Origin of the sequence: Mesonia hippocampi (assembly GCF_014197445.1) — a bacterium.
Taxonomy (GTDB): domain Bacteria; phylum Bacteroidota; class Bacteroidia; order Flavobacteriales; family Flavobacteriaceae; genus Mesonia; species Mesonia hippocampi.
The window spans coordinates 215,566-232,070 of the sequence record NZ_JACIFO010000003.1; the positions used below are offsets into that span (position 1 = coordinate 215,566).

The following is a 16,505-nucleotide window of genomic DNA, read 5'->3' on the forward strand; positions in this document are numbered from 1 at the left end:
GTTATATTAATAATAAGGCACCATAAACACGTAAACCAAAACCCCTGTTATAGCCACATAAAGCCATACAGGAAAAGTGTATTTTGCTATTTTTTTATGTTTAGCATACTCCTTTGTTAACCCCCTATACATGGTAAAAAGTACCAAAGGTACAATAACTGCCGAAAGCACGATATGAGTAATTAATATAAAGAAATATAAATAACGTAAAAAGCCTTCTCCGCCGTAAGGTACAGGCGGGTTACTAATTTTTGACAACACATAACTTACCAAAAACACCGATGAAAGCACAAAGGCCGTTATCATGGCATATTTATGTTGGTTTGGCTTATTGTTTTTTATAAGAAAAAAACCCAACAGTAACAATACTGCTGTAGAACCATTTAAAACAGCATGAAAAAAGGGAAATGTTCCTACTTCTAATCCTAGTAAATCATATCGTTCAGGTAGGTACATAAGCACCAAAACAACAAGCGGAATTAAAATAGAAAGGGTAATAATTACCGGAACTGCAGTGCGGTCTGTTTTAGCCATTTTTAAGTAATTTTTTTATATCTTCTTTTAGTAATGTTAAATCATCTTCCTCTAGCCCATTATAGAAAATAATTGGATTCCCAAACTGATCGCGACGAGAGCGTATAAAACCTTCCTGATCTACCAAGGCAAAATAACCCGAATGCTCAAAGTTTCCTGGAGCATTTTCGCTATAGGCTGCATACAGGTTAAAGCCTTTATTGGCAAGTTCTATAATCTCAGACTGATTTCCTGTAAGCATGTGCCAATTAGGGTTGCTTACTCCATACTTTTCAGCATAAGCTTTTAAAACTTCTGGAGTATCATGGTCTGCGTTGATAGAAAATGAGGCTATTCCAAAATTTTCGGTATTGTTGATTTCCTTTTGTATAGCTACCATATTTTTATTCATAATAGGGCAAATGGTAGGGCAAGTAGTAAAGAAAAATTCTACTACATATACTTTACCTAAATAGGTTTTATTGCTAACGGTATCCTTATGCTGATTTATCAATTCAAAAGATGGTACTTTTTTAGGTTCGCCATGTATTTCTATATAGGCTAGCTCTTCTGAAGCCGTTTGAGACCTATTAAGCCTGTCGGATTTTACTACTTTATCGTGCGCTAAGGTATCTACGATTTTAGGAATAAATAATATCCCAAATACTAGAATTACAATGGTTAACCCTATATAAGAATATTTACGTTTCATTTACTCTGACTTGTTTTTGTTATACTTCTTTAATGCCAACCTGTATTCTGCAAGAATTACACGTACATCATCTGCCATTTTATTAGATAGAATTGCTACAGAGCGTGTATCATATCCGTAAAGCTTACCATCGGCAACGTCTTCATCATCTATACGCCCTCTTAACTTTCGTTCTTTATCGATGATATAAACAAAAGGAGTGGTATAATAATCATCTAATGTTTGGGTAGTTTGCAAGCTATTAAATACAGCTTCTATCGCTTTTTCTGTACCAAAACCTACCTTCCAATTTTTTATGTTTGTTGTGGTTGCTAATTCATCTAACAGCTTTTTCACTGCTATTTTTTGACTTGTATCGGCAAGAAAAATAAATTGAAAATCTACAAACTCATGGTTTTTATCGTAAATTTTTTCGGTAAGGTTAAACGCGTTTCCTTCTAGGGCGTCAACATTTTTCCCAAAAAAACCTAATACGGTAATTTTGTTGGTTAATGTTATTGGCTTTCCATCTAAGGTGGCAAATTCAGAAAGTTCAGAAATGTTTTCTGTCAACACAGGAAGTTTAGCAAAATTATTTACACCTGAGGAGAAAAACAAATATGCTAAAATAGGAAGTGCAAATAAGGAGAATAATACGGCTATTTTTTTCATGTATGCTTTTTAAATTATTCTGCTGTTAAGCTAAAAATAAAACTATACAAAAATAAAAAAGACGGTTTGAATAAACCGCCTTTTTAATGTTTTTAACTTATCTTAGAATTTCCACTGAATATAGCCATCTTTATAGACATTGAAAATATAAGTACCTTCATCTAACAGTATAAAAGTAAGATAACATACAAGGAATACAACCGTCCATACTACAGAACGTCTTAAACCTTTTGTTTCGTGCTCCATGTGCATAAAAGACCATACAATATAATAGGCTTTTGCAATGGTTAGGATAATAAATATCCAGTTAAGCAAGTGCATAGTTAAAAATGAGGTATTTATTAAAACTTCTGGTCTAAAAATACCAAGCACTACTTCTACGAGAGTAATTACAGATAAGATTACAAATACAGTCCAAATTCTTTTTACTGCATTAGTTGAATGTGATGCGTCTTGTGCCATTTCTTATTGCTTTTATATTTTTAAACTAAGTAGAAGAAAGTAAATACAAATACCCACACTAAATCTACAAAGTGCCAGTAAAGCCCAACTTTTTCTACCATTTCGTAACTTTTTCTTCTTTCGTAAGTTCCTATAAGTACATTGAAGAAGATAATAATATTAATTACTACCCCAGTGAATACGTGAAACCCATGAAATCCTGTAATAAAGAAAAAGAAATCTGCAAATAGCGGATGTCCATATTCATTACGTGTAAGGTTTGCACCTTCTACAACTAGGTTTGCTTGATTGTTCATCACCGCTAAAGATTCTTCTCTAGAGAGTACAACTTTACCGCCTTCTTCTGCATTATTTTGCAAACGCACCAATATATTGTCATTTTTTGTAAATCCTGCTTTAACTTCTTCTAAAGAAAATGAAGGATTCGGTCTTTCATCAGCTGCATACCACAATCCGTTTGAAGCTTCGTGCGCTTCACGAACAACAGGCAACGGCTGAGCAAAATCTGCTAATGCTACTCGTTTCCCTTCTGTATTTACAAATTGAATAATTCTTCCTCCTCTGGTTTCTACAGCACCGTAGGTACCTTTTATAAAGTTTTTCCATTCCCAAGCCTGAGAGCCTAAAAATATTATCCCTCCAACAACGGTAAGGAACATGTATAGTGTAACCTTTTTCTTATTCATCTCGTGCCCAGCATTTACTGCCAACACCATAGTTACCGATGAAAATATTAAGATAAAAGTCATCAATGCCACATAATACATAGGTGCATCTACTCCATGTAAAAATGGGAAGTGGTTAAACACTTCGTCGGCAATTGGCCAAGCATCTAAAAATTTAAATCTTGAAAAACCGTAAGCCGCTAAAAACGCTGAAAATGTTAAGGTATCTGAGGTGATAAAAAACCACATCATTAGCTTACCATAGCTAGCTTTTAATGGAGAAGAGTTGTGACCCCCACCCCATACTTTTCCTTCTGTTCCTGTTTTTTCAACAGTAGCTTCCATAGAATGAAATTAATGTTAAATATTACGCAAAAATAGATAATTTTATTATCTTAAGAAATATAAAAATAAAAACAAATATATCCAGAGAATGTCCACAAAATGCCAAAAAGTAGCACCAAGCTCTATACCAAGCATTTGACCGGGATAATATCGTTGTTTAAAATGATTATAAATTACAACCAGCAAAACAATAATTCCAGCAAATACGTGGACTAAGTGTGTAAAAATAATTAAATAATAAAACGAAACATTAATCACACTTGTACTTCCTGCAGGAAAAAGCCCTTGATTTATAAATTGCTGAAAACCTACAAATTGCAATATAACAAACACCAAACCTAATATTAAGGTCGCGATTAACATTTTGCTCGCCAAGCTTCTATTGCTCTTCAGCAAAGCTTTTTTTGCTAAAATAAAGGTAACGCTACTTAAAACAATAAATAACGTACTCCAAAGAAAAGCATCTGGCAAAACTACATCCTCTGGCCAGTCTGGTCTATTTTTACTAACTACATAAGCACTTGTTAGTCCCGCAAACATCATTGCCATACTAACTATGGCAAACCATAGCATCATTTTTTTCGAGCGTTTTATCTTTTCAGGCTCGGTTCCTTTAGTTAAATCCATATTCTTATATATTTATCGGCTACATAAATTATTTGTAAAAGTGTTATATACGATACACTTGCAAACATAAGTTGTTTTGCCGTTGCTTCATCTTTATTTCTAAATAGTTTTATTGCATAAAACAGCATAAGTAATCCTAACAAGAAAATAATAATTGCCGAAACTACCGAAAGTTTTAAATCGCCTGTAACCCCCAACACTGGTACTACCGAAACAATAATTGTCCAAATACAATATAATATTATCTGAATGGCCGTACCTATATCTCTTTTTCCTGTAGGGAGCATAAAAAAGCCTCCGCGCTCATAATCGTCATACAACCACCAACCTAAGGCCCAAAAATGAGGGAATTGCCAAAAAAATTGTATCATAAAAAGTGTTCCTGCCTCTATCCCAAAATTATTTGTTGCGGCAACCCAGCCCAACATAAAAGGAATAGCCCCAGGAAAAGCTCCTACAAATACCGACAAAGGCGTAACTCTTTTTAACGGCGTATAAACAGCTACGTACAACAGGATAGATAAACCTCCAAAAAATGCCGTTTTAGGGTTTATCATGTACAACACCAACAGCCCTAACAAGCTAAGTAAAATAGCCAAAAATAAAGCTGAAGTTGGTTTTATTCTACCAGAAGGTAACGGACGATTTTTTGTGCGATGCATTAGCGCATCTGTATTTTTCTCTATGATTTGATTAAATACATTAGATGCACCAACCATAAAGTACCCGCCTATAGCAAGCAACAATACAACAAAGAAATCTATTTGTGGGGCGCCTAAAAAATATCCTGCTACCGAAGAAAAAACCACACTTACTGCTAAGCGCATTTTTGTAATTTCTTTAAAGTTTTCTATATATTGCTGTAGCACTATGCCTAAAATTTCTATTGACTTAGTCGATATTTTTTTCGAACAGCAAAGATACTTCAAAAAGCTAAATTTCAAACTTATTAACTCGTTAAAAATGCTAAAATATAAATGGCTAGGTTTATGCTAAATAAAATATCTTTAAACAATAAAAAAGAAATCTACTCAATCTGCAATCAACTATTAGCTAGTCACTCAACTGATAAAAAAATAAAGCCGCTTAAAACGGCTTATATAAAATTAACTTAAGTAAAGTTATAAGGTTTGTGTAGCGGTTACCATCTTTATTGGAAAATCACTTTTTATTTCCAAACCTCGTTTAATGTTTCTCTGAAAAGCTTGTCAAGCTTTTCAGTTTCTGGTTTGAAATTTTTATTATAATCTTCTACTTTCTTTTCAAAGTGTTCAATTTGCTTTTCAACAAATTCATTAATTATATCAATTCGAGGTTCTTTGTCAAGTTCCTCTCCTGATTTTTTTCGATCCAATAAATTCTCAATTTCTTTTTTCAATTCAGGATTCTCAACTTGAGTATTTATAAGTTTTTCAAATTCCATTGGTGCCATTGTTCCCATAGATTCAATCCATTTACAAGCTAATATTGGTCTTAAAACATAAAAGTATTTTTTAACTCTTACTAAATCAGTTTGTAAATAGTCTCGATAATTTCCTTTTGCCATATGCAAATAATGATAAGTACAAGACTTTGGATTAAAATAATATTTGGTCAATTCACGCATTTTTTCCGCTGTCGAATATTGTTCTAAATAGATAAAAGGACTTCTCAACCATTCTAATAAAGGTGGATTTGACTTTCTAAATAATTTTAGAGTTTTTCTTAATTCCCAACCTGCAAAATCTAAATCATTTGGCAACATTACTTCCATATTATCCTTTCTGTCATCAATGGATAAATACCAATTCGGATTTTGAATATATAAGAATCTCACATCCCAATCACTATCAGTTGAAGCAAACCCCCAAGCTCTACTTCCAGATTCAACAGCATACAGAATCTGAATTCCCTTTTCTTTTTCAATTCTTTTTAACTCACTTTTTATTTCTTTAATCAATTTTCTCGTTTTTTTTGGTATGACGTACAACGTCTTGGTATAACAGAAGTAGAGGTAAAGGTTTAGTTTCTGTTCCGTTGTGGTTTGTTTTTGCTGTTTACTTTTACTTGGAGGCGAAACAACTTAACCTCTATTTTTGTTATACTTTGTTGGCAAATCGGTTTTTAATTCCGTAATTTAAATTTTTAAATTCAAATTTTATGTCAAAACAAAATCTTATTGAAGATAATTTAGAATTATTAGATAACTGCTTAAATTATTTAATTGAGTCTGAAACTTTAAGTTTATATTTTGACGATTTACGTATTAAACTTATTAACGACACCAACAAGAAAATCGAACTTTCTAATTCTGATAACAAAACAGTTGATGAACTTTTCGTTGATATATTCTCAAAACAAACTCAACAGACAAAAAATTTAGTTAAAATAAGTGAAATCCTTTTGTATTTAGAATCAGAAAATCTGATAAGACTTATAGAAAAAAATCATATTAGAATCACTTATCAAGGTATAATTCAAAGTTCTAAAGGTTACGTTAAGACTTATAAGTCAGAAGAGGTAACCTCCCAAAGAGTCTATAACGTGGAACAGATTCAGAAATTTCACCTTCGTTGGATGACCATTTTAACTTCGATAATTGCGGTTGGTACTCTTGTTGCTGCTGTTTATTACTTCTTTGAATTATTCTCTTTTCAGATATGTGTACATAGATAATAAATAGAATAGGCACAATTATAAAAATTAATACACTTAATAAAATTACCATAAGTTATTTAACTGTTTGCCAACTTCCATATACCCTCAAATATATACAACTTTTTAGCAAAAAACACTTAATTATATACGGAGTTAACTGCTTTACAAACTATTTTGAGGATACTTTCAGTCTGTGTCCAATGTTTTTATAAGAAATACTGGAGACACATTGGACTTATATTGGACTCACCTTGTACTCACCCAAAGTTTTATAAAGTATTTTTCGAGTTAATAAAGGTTGTCAGATAAATTAAGTCCTGCTGTTTTTAAGCAAGCTACAGAAATTTAGCAGAACTAAAAATAGAAAATTATTCTTATACATACCAAAAAATTAGTTACTTAAAAGCTCAAAAAAAAGCCTTGATGTAAACATCAAGGCTTTTTATATATGGATTGTTTTTTTACTGAACTTTAAATACAATTGGTAACGAGTATAATACCCCAACAGCTTTACCTCGCTGTTTTCCTGGTGTCATACTTGGTAACATTTTTACTACACGCTCAGCTTCTCGTTGCAATCTTGGGTGTGGTGCTCTTGCTTGCACTCCTGTAATTTTACCGTCTCTATCAATTTTAAAACGTACATAAACACGGTTAATACCACTTAAACCTAATTCTGCACCTAAATCTGTATTAAATTTCTTATTCACGAAATTTTTAATTTTTTCGCTCATACAGTCTTTACGCTCGTTATTAGACTTATATTTTTCGCAACCTGGAAAAATTGGCACATCCTCGATAGCTGCAAAAGGGACATCTTCTATCACTTCTTCTGGAACATCTGCTACTTCTGCTACCTCAACAATTTCTGGAACTTCTTCTGTTACCTCTGTTGATTCTATAATTTGTTCTTCAATTTCAGAATCATCTTCAATAATCTCAATTTTTTCTGGTGCTGGTGGCGGTGGCGGTGGCGGTGGTGGCATATCTGGCGGCATCACTACTGGCGCTTCCTCTTCCTCTAATTGATCGAATTGAACTACATCTTGTTCTATAGCCTTTTTCTCGTAGGTTTTCCATTCAATGGCAACATACGTAACGGCTAGCATTACAATAAGACCTACTTGAAAGAAAAGGATACTTCTCTTTCGTAAATCTTTTTTGGGGTTCTTTTTTGGTTCCATAGTGTTTTAGTATCGGGTGCTAATGTAAATATTTTTTTACGAAATTAAAATACTATTTAAATTTTATCGCGGTATTTATGATTAATAAATAGTAAAATCGGTACTGCAACGATTACTCCTAATGTATTAGCCAAGGCGTCGAAAAAATCAAATGTACGATAACTCGTTAGGCTTCCTTGTAGAAACTCAACAATTATGCCAAAAACAATAGCAGCTATACAAATAATTATTATCGTTTTGGTTAAGTTGTGTTTTTTTATAGCAAAAAAAGCTAGCCCCCAAAGGCTAGCTAAACCACAATAAGCGATAAAATGCCATACTTTATCTGCTAATTGAAACTTTGGTCTAGGAATGTTAGAAATGTTCCCTAACGAAAGGTAAAGCAGTACTGCGGTATAGCAAATGGCCGCTGTAAATAATAGTTTTTTATGCTCCAATAAGCTCTTTATAAGCTGCTGCATCTAATAAGCCTTCTACTTCTGCTGGGTTAGAGATTTTAATTTTAATAATCCACCCGTTTTCATAAGGGGCTGTGTTTACATTTTCAGGCTCATCTTCCAGACCTTCGTTAAACTCGACGATTTCTCCTGAAAGCGGAAGAAATAAATCGGATACTGTTTTTACGGCTTCGACAGTTCCAAAAACCTCATCTTTGTCTAGGGTTTCGTCTAGCGTATCTACTTCTACATAAACGATGTCTCCTAACTCGCTTTGAGCGAAATCGGTAATTCCTACAATTGCCACATCACCTTCAATCTTTACCCATTCGTGATCTTTGGTGTACTTCAATTCTTCTGGTATGTTCATAATTTATATATTTAGGTTGTTATTTAATTTCCAAAATTATAACGCAAGGTTATTCCTGAACGTATGGTTGTTTGCGGGAAAGCCGTAGAGATAGCATACTCCGAGAAGCTGTGGTCGTAAAAGAATATTGCGGTTAAGTTTTTTGTTATGGCATAATCTGCGTTAAAGGTAAAGCCCCAGATATCTTGCCCTGCAGTTGTTTGGCTGTTTTCTATATCTAGGTAACGTATAATGGTTTTGTTTCTTCTAAAAGAGAAATCTGCTTTAAAATTTAAATCGCTACTTAAAACGCGTCTGCTTCCTCCTAAATTACTTACTATTTTTAAGTTTTTAATACGGTATCCTAAGCCTACTATATATTCATTCCCTTGAATTTCGGTAAGTAAATTGTTATCAAAACTTAACGATAAGGCTCTGTCTTTACGAACTTCTGCTAGAATTTTTATAGCGTTTTGCATCTCCATATCTAGCTTGATTAGGGGAGAGAATTGCTCTACTAAATTGATGTTAGAAATTAGCGTTTCACTTTTATAATCGCCTGCTTGGTTTAGGTTGTTTGTGCTATAAGGATTACTTCTGTTATAGCTTAAGTTGGTTTGGAATTGGTTAATATTATAGGTTGCACTGTACCCATGCTGCATACTAAAACGTTTAAAATTGTCTCTAAACCATTTAATACGCATTAGTCCTGTATATTTTACATTCCAGTTAGGCAGCGGGGTATCTCTAAATGTTCCTAAGCTTACACTAGCAGCATCTTTACCGGTATATGCTGCAAGAAACGAGGGTAATAAAACTTGTTGACTCCCTCCGCTAAAGCCTTTAGGGTAACCTGTTGCTTGATCTATATTGGCTGGATTACTTATATCTATTCCTGCTTGTTGTGCCAATCTTCTGGCTACAATCAACCTGTTTTCTCTAAATTCATTAAAGGCTTCCGAAAATTCCTGACTACTTTTACTAAAAGCAGAACCTAACATAATTGTCGATATGTTGAAATTACCATAGGTGTTTGGTGTAAGCGATCGGTATTGTAAATCGTAAGGACTCACCCTGTAATTTTCTGTATAAGTTTCATTATACATTCTATTAGCATTAAGGTCTATGGTAAGGTCGGGCAGTAAATCTATTTCTGCCTGAATATTCAAATCTTTGGTTTCTGTTTGAGTATATAGCTCGTTAAATTCCTGATATAATGTTAACCACCCGTTTCTAGCGGCAATTTCTCGTACATCATTTTGCGCTCCAAATGTAAAGCCTGCCGTAGGTTTTAGCGTACCCACAAAACCAATATCATTGGTGTATCCCGGTAAGTATATCCCGTTGGTTTCTTGATAATTAATATTTACACGTTTTACTGCCGTAGCAACACCTATTAGGGTATTAAGTGCTTTGTCTCCAAAAGAAAGTTTGGTATTTGTATTTGGGGTGTTCGTTTTATTTTCCTCATCATCGCCACGTGAAAATCCTAAACGGTTTGGTAAGGTACGGCGCTGAACAGATCTTAAGTTTTTACCTTTTTTCTTCAAACCAATATAACGGTAAAGCTTATCCATATCCAAGTTCCCGTTTATTTGATGGGTATTTGAATTTTGAATAGAATTTCCTAAGTCTGGTATTCCTGGTAAATTTCGTAAAACTTCCGAGCCCTTTTGCCACTGAAAATTACCAGTATAAGAATATTGTGCCTGAATAAACTCTAAAACAGGAATTTTTTTAAATGGAATATCATAATTTACTTGTAAACTTTGGTAATGTTGATTTGGGTCACCTACATCAAACATGTTATCCCAAATTCCTACGCTGTTATCCTGTGTATTATCTTCTCTAAAATAATTACGTACAATACGGTTACTAGAAGAGTTAAAGTTAAATTGTAAAGATTCGGTAAGTTTATAATTCAAGCTATACTGCCAGTTAAAGCGATAATCACGCTGATACAGCTTTGGTAAACCTAATGAACCTGGAGGCAAATTAATTTCTCTAAAAGTTTGTTCGTTATATTGACGCACAATATTACTGCTGGCAGAAAAACTGGTTGGTAATAAATTAAAATTGAAATCTTTAATTGGCTGATAATACCTACTACTATCTAAAAAACTAATGTTTTTAAAAGGTTCTATCTTTTTAGGTCTAAAACTATAATCGTAGGTAGCCCCTAAATTTACATTTTGGTCTAAGGCCTCTTCTATCTCAAAATCTCTATGATCTTCTTGGTTATACGCTCCAGAGATAGAGAAATTTTCTACATCATAAGGCTGTGCTTTACGGTCTTGATTGGTGCGTTCTTTTCTTAACCCGATAACACTAACACTTTGCCTTAGGGTATAATCCTCTGCGCGCTCTTTTAACTCATCTTTTCTTGCTTGGTTGTTGGTGTTATCCAATAAGGTTTCCAACTCTAGGTCTAAAAATTCTGGATCGTATTGTGGCGTAATCAGCTCCTCTCCTCTACTATAAGAAACCGGAATTTTGACCCCCCATTTTTTCGGCAATAACTGCCCTACATTTACATTGGTTACTACATCGTATTGTTTTACATCTTCACGGCTACGTTGGTTAGGTCCTTGCTCTATCGAACCAAAACCTACTGTACTTCTTCTTCCTGTAGCAGAAATACTAGCAAAATCTGCAAAATTAGTATCCATATTTACCACCGCAGCCCAACCGCCTTGGTTTTTCATATCGGATAAACGTAACTCGTTAAACCAAACTTCTCCTCCAACTTCTCGATCTCCCGTGTTTTTTAAGCCCAACATTACAATACGGATGTTCCCAAAGCTCGGGTTTCCTTTTATACCGACACGCATTCCATCGGTTGCTGTATTGCCAGAAATTGGTTGTAAATTTTCATCAAAAAAGTTTAAATCCTGCCTGTTGTATGTAGCGTTTCCTATTACGGTAGATTTTATTTGCTGCAACAAATCTAGCGGCAGTAATAAATCGTTAGCTTCTGGCCAAACAACTCGCGGATCGCTACTGGTTTGATTGGTTACTTGTAAAGGAATTTCTACTTGGTAGAAGTTATCTGTAAAATCGGTTCCTATACGTACAAAGGCAGAAAGTTCGCCATCGCTAATAGGCGATGAAGGTGCTGGTAAGCTTTCTGCGTGTAAAAACATTTCCAAGTTTTTATATTGACGCATATCTACTTGGAAGTTTTTATAAACCCCTCTAGAGTCGCCAGGTGCTAAGCCTTTTACTTTTAAAGATAACGATTGTTCATCTTCACGAATACGCTGATTGTTATTAATCATCTCCTCTCGATAAACTCCTGGAGGTGTAACATAATACGAGGTTTGCTCTTCGCTTACTGCGGCTACTTCAAGGGTTGTGCCTGGTGTATTATCTGGGTCTGAACCATCTGGAACAATGGCTAAATTATACTTTCTATAATCACCTCTTACTAAGTTTAAAGCACCAAAACGCACCACTACATCATCACTAAAACCACTTAAAAACATTCGCATAAAGCGCACCGAACGCAAATCGGCTATTCCGTTTACAGAAAATTCGCTTTCTGTACGAAGCGGCACTTTAAATTGCACCCAACGCACATCCATTTGTTCTCCGTTTTTAAGTGTTGTGGTTACTTCTTTAACATCGGTGATGTAATCGTGATTAATTCCGGCTACAGAACTTGTATTATTATCTATTCCCATGTTTCTATAGATAGGAACTTCATATTCGAAATAACTATCTATGGTGTTCATGGTATTGTCTCTATTGATATCTTCGGTAGAAGGAAGTGTTGAGTTCCCTCTATTGGTTTGGCCTACATCTGTAGGTGAGTTTCCTTGCACTCCGTTATAGTTACGGTAACGTTCTACAATACCACCATCTACCGATAAGAAATATTCATAATTATCGTTAGAAGGGTCATCTAGGCCTGCAAACTGTGGGAAAAATTCTCGCTCTTCCTGATCGGTTAATCCATCTAAACCTATATCTTGGTTTACACGCTCTTGTCCTTCAGAATCAAAGGCATATACCAAGGATTGGTTTGCTGGCACTTTTCCAAATGCGGTTGTAATGGTATTGTTTATCGAAGGGTCTTTAGGTAGACCATTTTCGTATTGTTTTCTTCCATCTTTTAAAACATCTTCCGAAATACTTCCTAAGTTAAAGGTTATTTTCCCTTGGTTAAGGTTAGCATTCTCGTTGTAAACATAAGGGTCCATTACCCAAAACTCAATAAATTCTACATTAGACTGTTCGAAGTTTGTGGTGGTAATTTCACGCATTATCCCACCAAAATTATCCTGAGGAGTTGGCAAGGTATTTCCGCCAGCTGCAGCAGGATTATAGTTATACATTCCTCGTTCTTTGGGATAGTATGCTAAATCTAAGGTATAAATTGCTTGTGTTTGTCCTTGTACAATATCGGTATTAGGGAAAATTTCATCTACATAAACCCTACGTGTTGCATAGGTAGAAACATCTTCGTCGGTAATTCCTGTAGGACGTTGTCTGCTATAAAAAATAGGGTCTATGGTGTACCAATTTAACTTTGCTCTACGGTAACCTGATGATAAATCGTTATTGGCTTTTTCTCCGCCAAAACCTAAAGGCGCACTTGATAAGAACCAAGATGTTGGCGACATTACAGAAATGGCTGTTTGAGAGGCTTCAAAATCATCTACATAAGAGGTTGCCTTACCATTAAAATCGTCTGCCTTAGGAGATCCCGGTTGCAGATAAGCAAACTCTCCTCTCACCGAGAAGTTAGAAGCAACATCGGTATCTATATTAGGTAATTTATTAACTAAACGTGTAAAGAAAGGAACCTCGGTAGAATAGTTTAGGTTTACACCATAAATAGAGTTATTTACAGGCTCGTAGCTATAGTTTGCTTTTTGAGTAATTGGACGCTCATTTAGGTTTAAAAAAGTACCTCCAATAATAAAATTATCACTAAACTTATGCTCCACATTAATTCCTGTAAAACGCTTTGTTTGCTGCCCAAACATAGCATTATTTTCGGTAGAAACTTGTACAGGTGTATTTGAAGCCAGCAAGGCATCGTTAATAATTTTTACGCGTCCTAATTGGTAATCTACCGTATAATCTACACCTTCTTGCAAAACACGTCCTCCTGCAGATACCGTTACAGAACCTTGCGGAACGTTAAAAGCTCCAATAGGGATACCGTCTTGCCCAGATGATTTATAGCTTCCTTTTAATTGGAATTTATTTTTCTCTGCATTTTCTTGCTCTGCTTGTGTTTTTGTAGTGGTATAGAGAGACCTAAAAACATAACGTTTTTGGTTGTCGTTGTAAGTACTTTCGTCTTTATAATCTTCACTTCCTCCGGTAGGTGTTAAATCTAATTTATCAAACAGGTGTTTACCAAAAGGTTCTACCGAAGTAAAAATTATACGCCCGTTTTGTGAATCGATAGTGAGGCCTTCTACAAAATCAAAGAAACCATCTCCGCCCGCAACGGGGTCGTTATTGGCATTTAATTTATCTAAACTAAATACTTGCAATAAGCTGGTTTTCTCTACATCGTTTGGTAAAGGTGTAGAGGAGTTTGGTGCTTGAGAAATATAGTTTAATGGTTGAGGGTCTGTGTAAAGAATATTAAACCTAAAATCCTCGCGTTCCAACTGGTAAGCATCTAAACTATAGATGTTTTTCATCATTAAATCCCAAATTGGTTCTTTAACATTGGTTACAGGGCTTTTTAGTAGTTTTACTACTAAATTTTGCGTAATAGCAACCTCTTGCTGTGGGTTTTGGTTATTTGGAGGTGTATTAGGATTATTAGGGTTCATGCCTGTTTGTGTAGCATTTACTCCATCATTAGCAAATTCTCCTACTTGATACACTTGCCCGTTTACGGTATATTGAAAGGCAATAGCCAAAATTTCATCGTTAGAGATGCGTTGGTTTAATGAGATATACCCTAGTTGTGGGTGTAGTGTATATTCGTTAGTTTTTAGTTGACGAGCATTTTCTAATTTCGCATAATCTACACCTTCATCTACTTCCGAAGCATGAATTCCAAAACCTTGATCTACCGTCGATATTTCTCGTATAGCGGATGTTAGTGCTGTTTGCTGAGCACCATTAATTCCTTCTGGATTAAAATTGTTATTGCTGTTATCTGGAAAAGCTGTTGACGAAGCATGTAAAAATCCTGAGAACGATGGAGGGTTAATAGGGTTTCCGTCTGGATCTAGCAACACTCCTACATGTTCTGGATTAGATTCTCCTAAATCCTGAATAGCAACAATATTACGCGCATTACTTATGTTCTGAGAAGATGTACTACGGTTTGTTACCCAAATTTGAACACGAGTAATTTGAACATTGGTATTGATAAACGGGTAATTCTTTAAAACCTTATCATAATTATCCCTAAAGTAATGCGATAAGAAAAAGTGTCTATTCTCATCGTAATCTAAAATAAACTTTTCAAACTCCTGCACCGCTCCTCCGCCTTGCACGTTTACGGTTTGACGTTCTGAGTTTTGCTCTGAAAAAACCCCTGTTATGGTTGTCCTTCCAAATTGCAATTGCGCTTTAACACCAAATAAGCTTTGCGCCCCTTGAATAAGCGAGCTATTTAAAGGCATGCTTACATTACCCACTTCTATTTTTCTAACAATATCATCTTCGGTTGGGGTGTATTCTAATTTTATCTGATTTTGAAAATCGAAAGTAGATTCTGTATCATAATTGGCATTTACTTTTAAACGCTTACCTACATTCCCTGTTAAGCTTAGGCTTATACGCTGATCGAAATCGAACGTAAAATTACTTCGGTTTCTTGGAGATAAGGAAGGGTTGTCTTGCTTTGTGTATAACACGCCCATATCCATTTCAACAGATCCTTGTGGGATTACTTCTATCTCGTTGCCTCCAAAAATGGTTTCAAAAAAATTGTTATCTACATAAAAAATAGGAAGTAAATTTTTCTGTTGTTCTGTTGCCTCCTGGGTTCTACCTGCCATAGCTTTTGATTTCTGCTTGAAGTAATTTTTCATTTCTTCTTCCAGAATCAATTCCTGAAACTCTTCAGGAGTTAGCATCATAGGGTGGCTCACATTTATCTGTCCTAATTTAGAAGTATATACATACCTGTCTAGAATAGGGTCGTATTCATATTGATTTACAATACTGTTAGGGTTAGGCATACTAAGCTCTCCCAACTTATTTCCTGTTTTAGTAGAATCTTGAACGGTCTGATTATCTGCCTCCTGTGCAACTCCCTGAAATACAAAACCTAAAAACACCACTACCCATAGTAATGATTTATAGTTGTGCTGAAGCCTTGAGTGGTTAGTTTTTCTCAATTTGACTAAAGTTTTTTTAACGCAAGCTTTATAATGGTCTCTACAGAAGCCTCGGGCTCTTGCTTTACGATATTTTCTATCACCTTTTGCGACTGCTTTTTAGTGTAACCTAAGGTTTCTAAAGCAGATAACGCCTCGTTTTGATTTGTATTGCCTTTAAGTACTAAATTATTAGCTGTGGTGGCAACATCATTTAGCTTATCTTTTAAATCTATAATTACGCGTTGTGCTGTTTTCAGCCCAATACCTTTCACTCCTTTTATGGTATTTACATCTTCCGAAGCTATTGCTTGTATAATTTGCTCTGGAGATAAACTAGAAAGCATCGTGCGTGCTGTACCTGCACCAATCCCAGAAACAGAAATAAGTTTTAAAAACAAATCACGTTCTGTTGTTTGCGCAAAACCGTATAAGGTTTGAGCATCTTCTCTTACCAATAAATGCGTAAAAATTTTAATATTCTCATCGGTTCCTAGTTGTTCGTATGTATATAAAGAAATATGCAATAAGTAACCTACACCATTACATTCTACCACCAATTCGGTTGGGTTTTTCTCTACTAATTTACCTTGTAAATGTGTTATCATAAAACAACCTTAGA

The 16,505-nt window shown here is 34.8% G+C and carries 14 protein-coding genes; 1 reads left to right on the top strand and 13 read right to left on the bottom strand.

Annotation, left to right across the window (positions count from 1 at the left end):
* Positions 1-6: 6 nt before the first annotated feature.
* The 8 genes from GGR32_RS05225 to GGR32_RS05260 form a co-directional block, all read right to left on the bottom strand.
* On the bottom strand, positions 7-534 hold the full coding sequence (locus GGR32_RS05225; protein WP_183477132.1) for a DUF420 domain-containing protein: 528 nt from the start codon (positions 532-534) through the stop codon (positions 7-9).
* Positions 527-1,225, bottom strand: coding sequence for an SCO family protein (locus GGR32_RS05230; RefSeq protein ID WP_183477133.1), 699 nt, complete (start codon positions 1,223-1,225; stop codon positions 527-529). The genes GGR32_RS05225 and GGR32_RS05230 overlap by 8 nt, the downstream gene beginning before the upstream one ends.
* Positions 1,226-1,876, bottom strand: coding sequence for a hypothetical protein (locus GGR32_RS05235; RefSeq protein ID WP_183477134.1), 651 nt, complete (start codon positions 1,874-1,876; stop codon positions 1,226-1,228).
* A 102-nt stretch (positions 1,877-1,978) separates the two neighbouring features.
* Positions 1,979-2,338 (bottom strand): cytochrome C oxidase subunit IV family protein, encoded by a 360-nt coding sequence (locus GGR32_RS05240; protein WP_183477135.1) that lies wholly within the window; start codon positions 2,336-2,338, stop codon positions 1,979-1,981.
* A 20-nt stretch (positions 2,339-2,358) separates the two neighbouring features.
* A complete protein-coding gene (locus GGR32_RS05245; RefSeq protein ID WP_183477136.1) occupies positions 2,359-3,348 on the bottom strand; it encodes a cytochrome c oxidase subunit 3 in 990 nt (329 codons plus the stop codon).
* A 45-nt stretch (positions 3,349-3,393) separates the two neighbouring features.
* Positions 3,394-3,975: a cytochrome c oxidase subunit 3 gene (locus GGR32_RS05250; RefSeq protein WP_183477137.1), complete on the bottom strand. Its 582-nt coding sequence runs from the start codon at positions 3,973-3,975 to the stop codon at positions 3,394-3,396.
* Positions 3,966-4,862, bottom strand: coding sequence for a heme o synthase (cyoE, locus tag GGR32_RS05255; protein ID WP_343066424.1), 897 nt, complete (start codon positions 4,860-4,862; stop codon positions 3,966-3,968). The genes GGR32_RS05250 and cyoE overlap by 10 nt, the downstream gene beginning before the upstream one ends.
* A 281-nt stretch (positions 4,863-5,143) precedes the next feature.
* The gene (locus tag GGR32_RS05260; protein WP_183477138.1) at positions 5,144-5,914 is read right to left on the bottom strand and encodes a nucleotidyltransferase domain-containing protein; all 771 of its coding nucleotides are present in this window, start codon (positions 5,912-5,914) and stop codon (positions 5,144-5,146) included.
* Between the two features lie 200 nt (positions 5,915-6,114).
* Between GGR32_RS05260 and GGR32_RS05265 the strand changes: the two genes are divergently transcribed.
* Positions 6,115-6,630 carry a hypothetical protein gene (locus tag GGR32_RS05265; RefSeq protein ID WP_183477139.1) on the top strand — a complete coding sequence of 172 codons (516 nt, stop codon included), beginning with the start codon at positions 6,115-6,117 and terminating at the stop codon, positions 6,628-6,630.
* A 443-nt stretch (positions 6,631-7,073) separates the two neighbouring features.
* Here the strand turns inward: GGR32_RS05265 and GGR32_RS05270 are convergent, their stop codons facing one another.
* Genes GGR32_RS05270 through ruvA form a run of 5 tightly spaced genes read right to left on the bottom strand, consistent with a single transcriptional unit; the run spans position 7,074 to position 16,491 of the window.
* Positions 7,074-7,796, bottom strand: a complete 723-nt coding sequence (locus GGR32_RS05270) for an energy transducer TonB (RefSeq protein WP_183477140.1) — start codon at positions 7,794-7,796, stop codon at positions 7,074-7,076.
* Positions 7,797-7,852: 56 nt separating this feature from the next.
* On the bottom strand, positions 7,853-8,257 hold the full coding sequence (locus GGR32_RS05275; RefSeq protein WP_183477141.1) for a VanZ family protein: 405 nt from the start codon (positions 8,255-8,257) through the stop codon (positions 7,853-7,855).
* The gene (gene gcvH / locus GGR32_RS05280) at positions 8,223-8,603 is read right to left on the bottom strand and encodes a glycine cleavage system protein GcvH (protein WP_183477142.1); all 381 of its coding nucleotides are present in this window, start codon (positions 8,601-8,603) and stop codon (positions 8,223-8,225) included. Before gcvH ends, GGR32_RS05275 begins: the two co-directional genes overlap by 35 nt.
* Before the next feature lie 23 nt (positions 8,604-8,626).
* Positions 8,627-15,904: a T9SS outer membrane translocon Sov/SprA gene (sov, locus tag GGR32_RS05285; RefSeq protein WP_246415173.1), complete on the bottom strand. Its 7,278-nt coding sequence runs from the start codon at positions 15,902-15,904 to the stop codon at positions 8,627-8,629.
* A 5-nt stretch (positions 15,905-15,909) separates the two neighbouring features.
* Positions 15,910-16,491, bottom strand: a complete 582-nt coding sequence (gene ruvA / locus GGR32_RS05290; protein WP_183477143.1) for a Holliday junction branch migration protein RuvA — start codon at positions 16,489-16,491, stop codon at positions 15,910-15,912.
* Between the last annotated feature and the right edge of the window lie 14 nt (positions 16,492-16,505).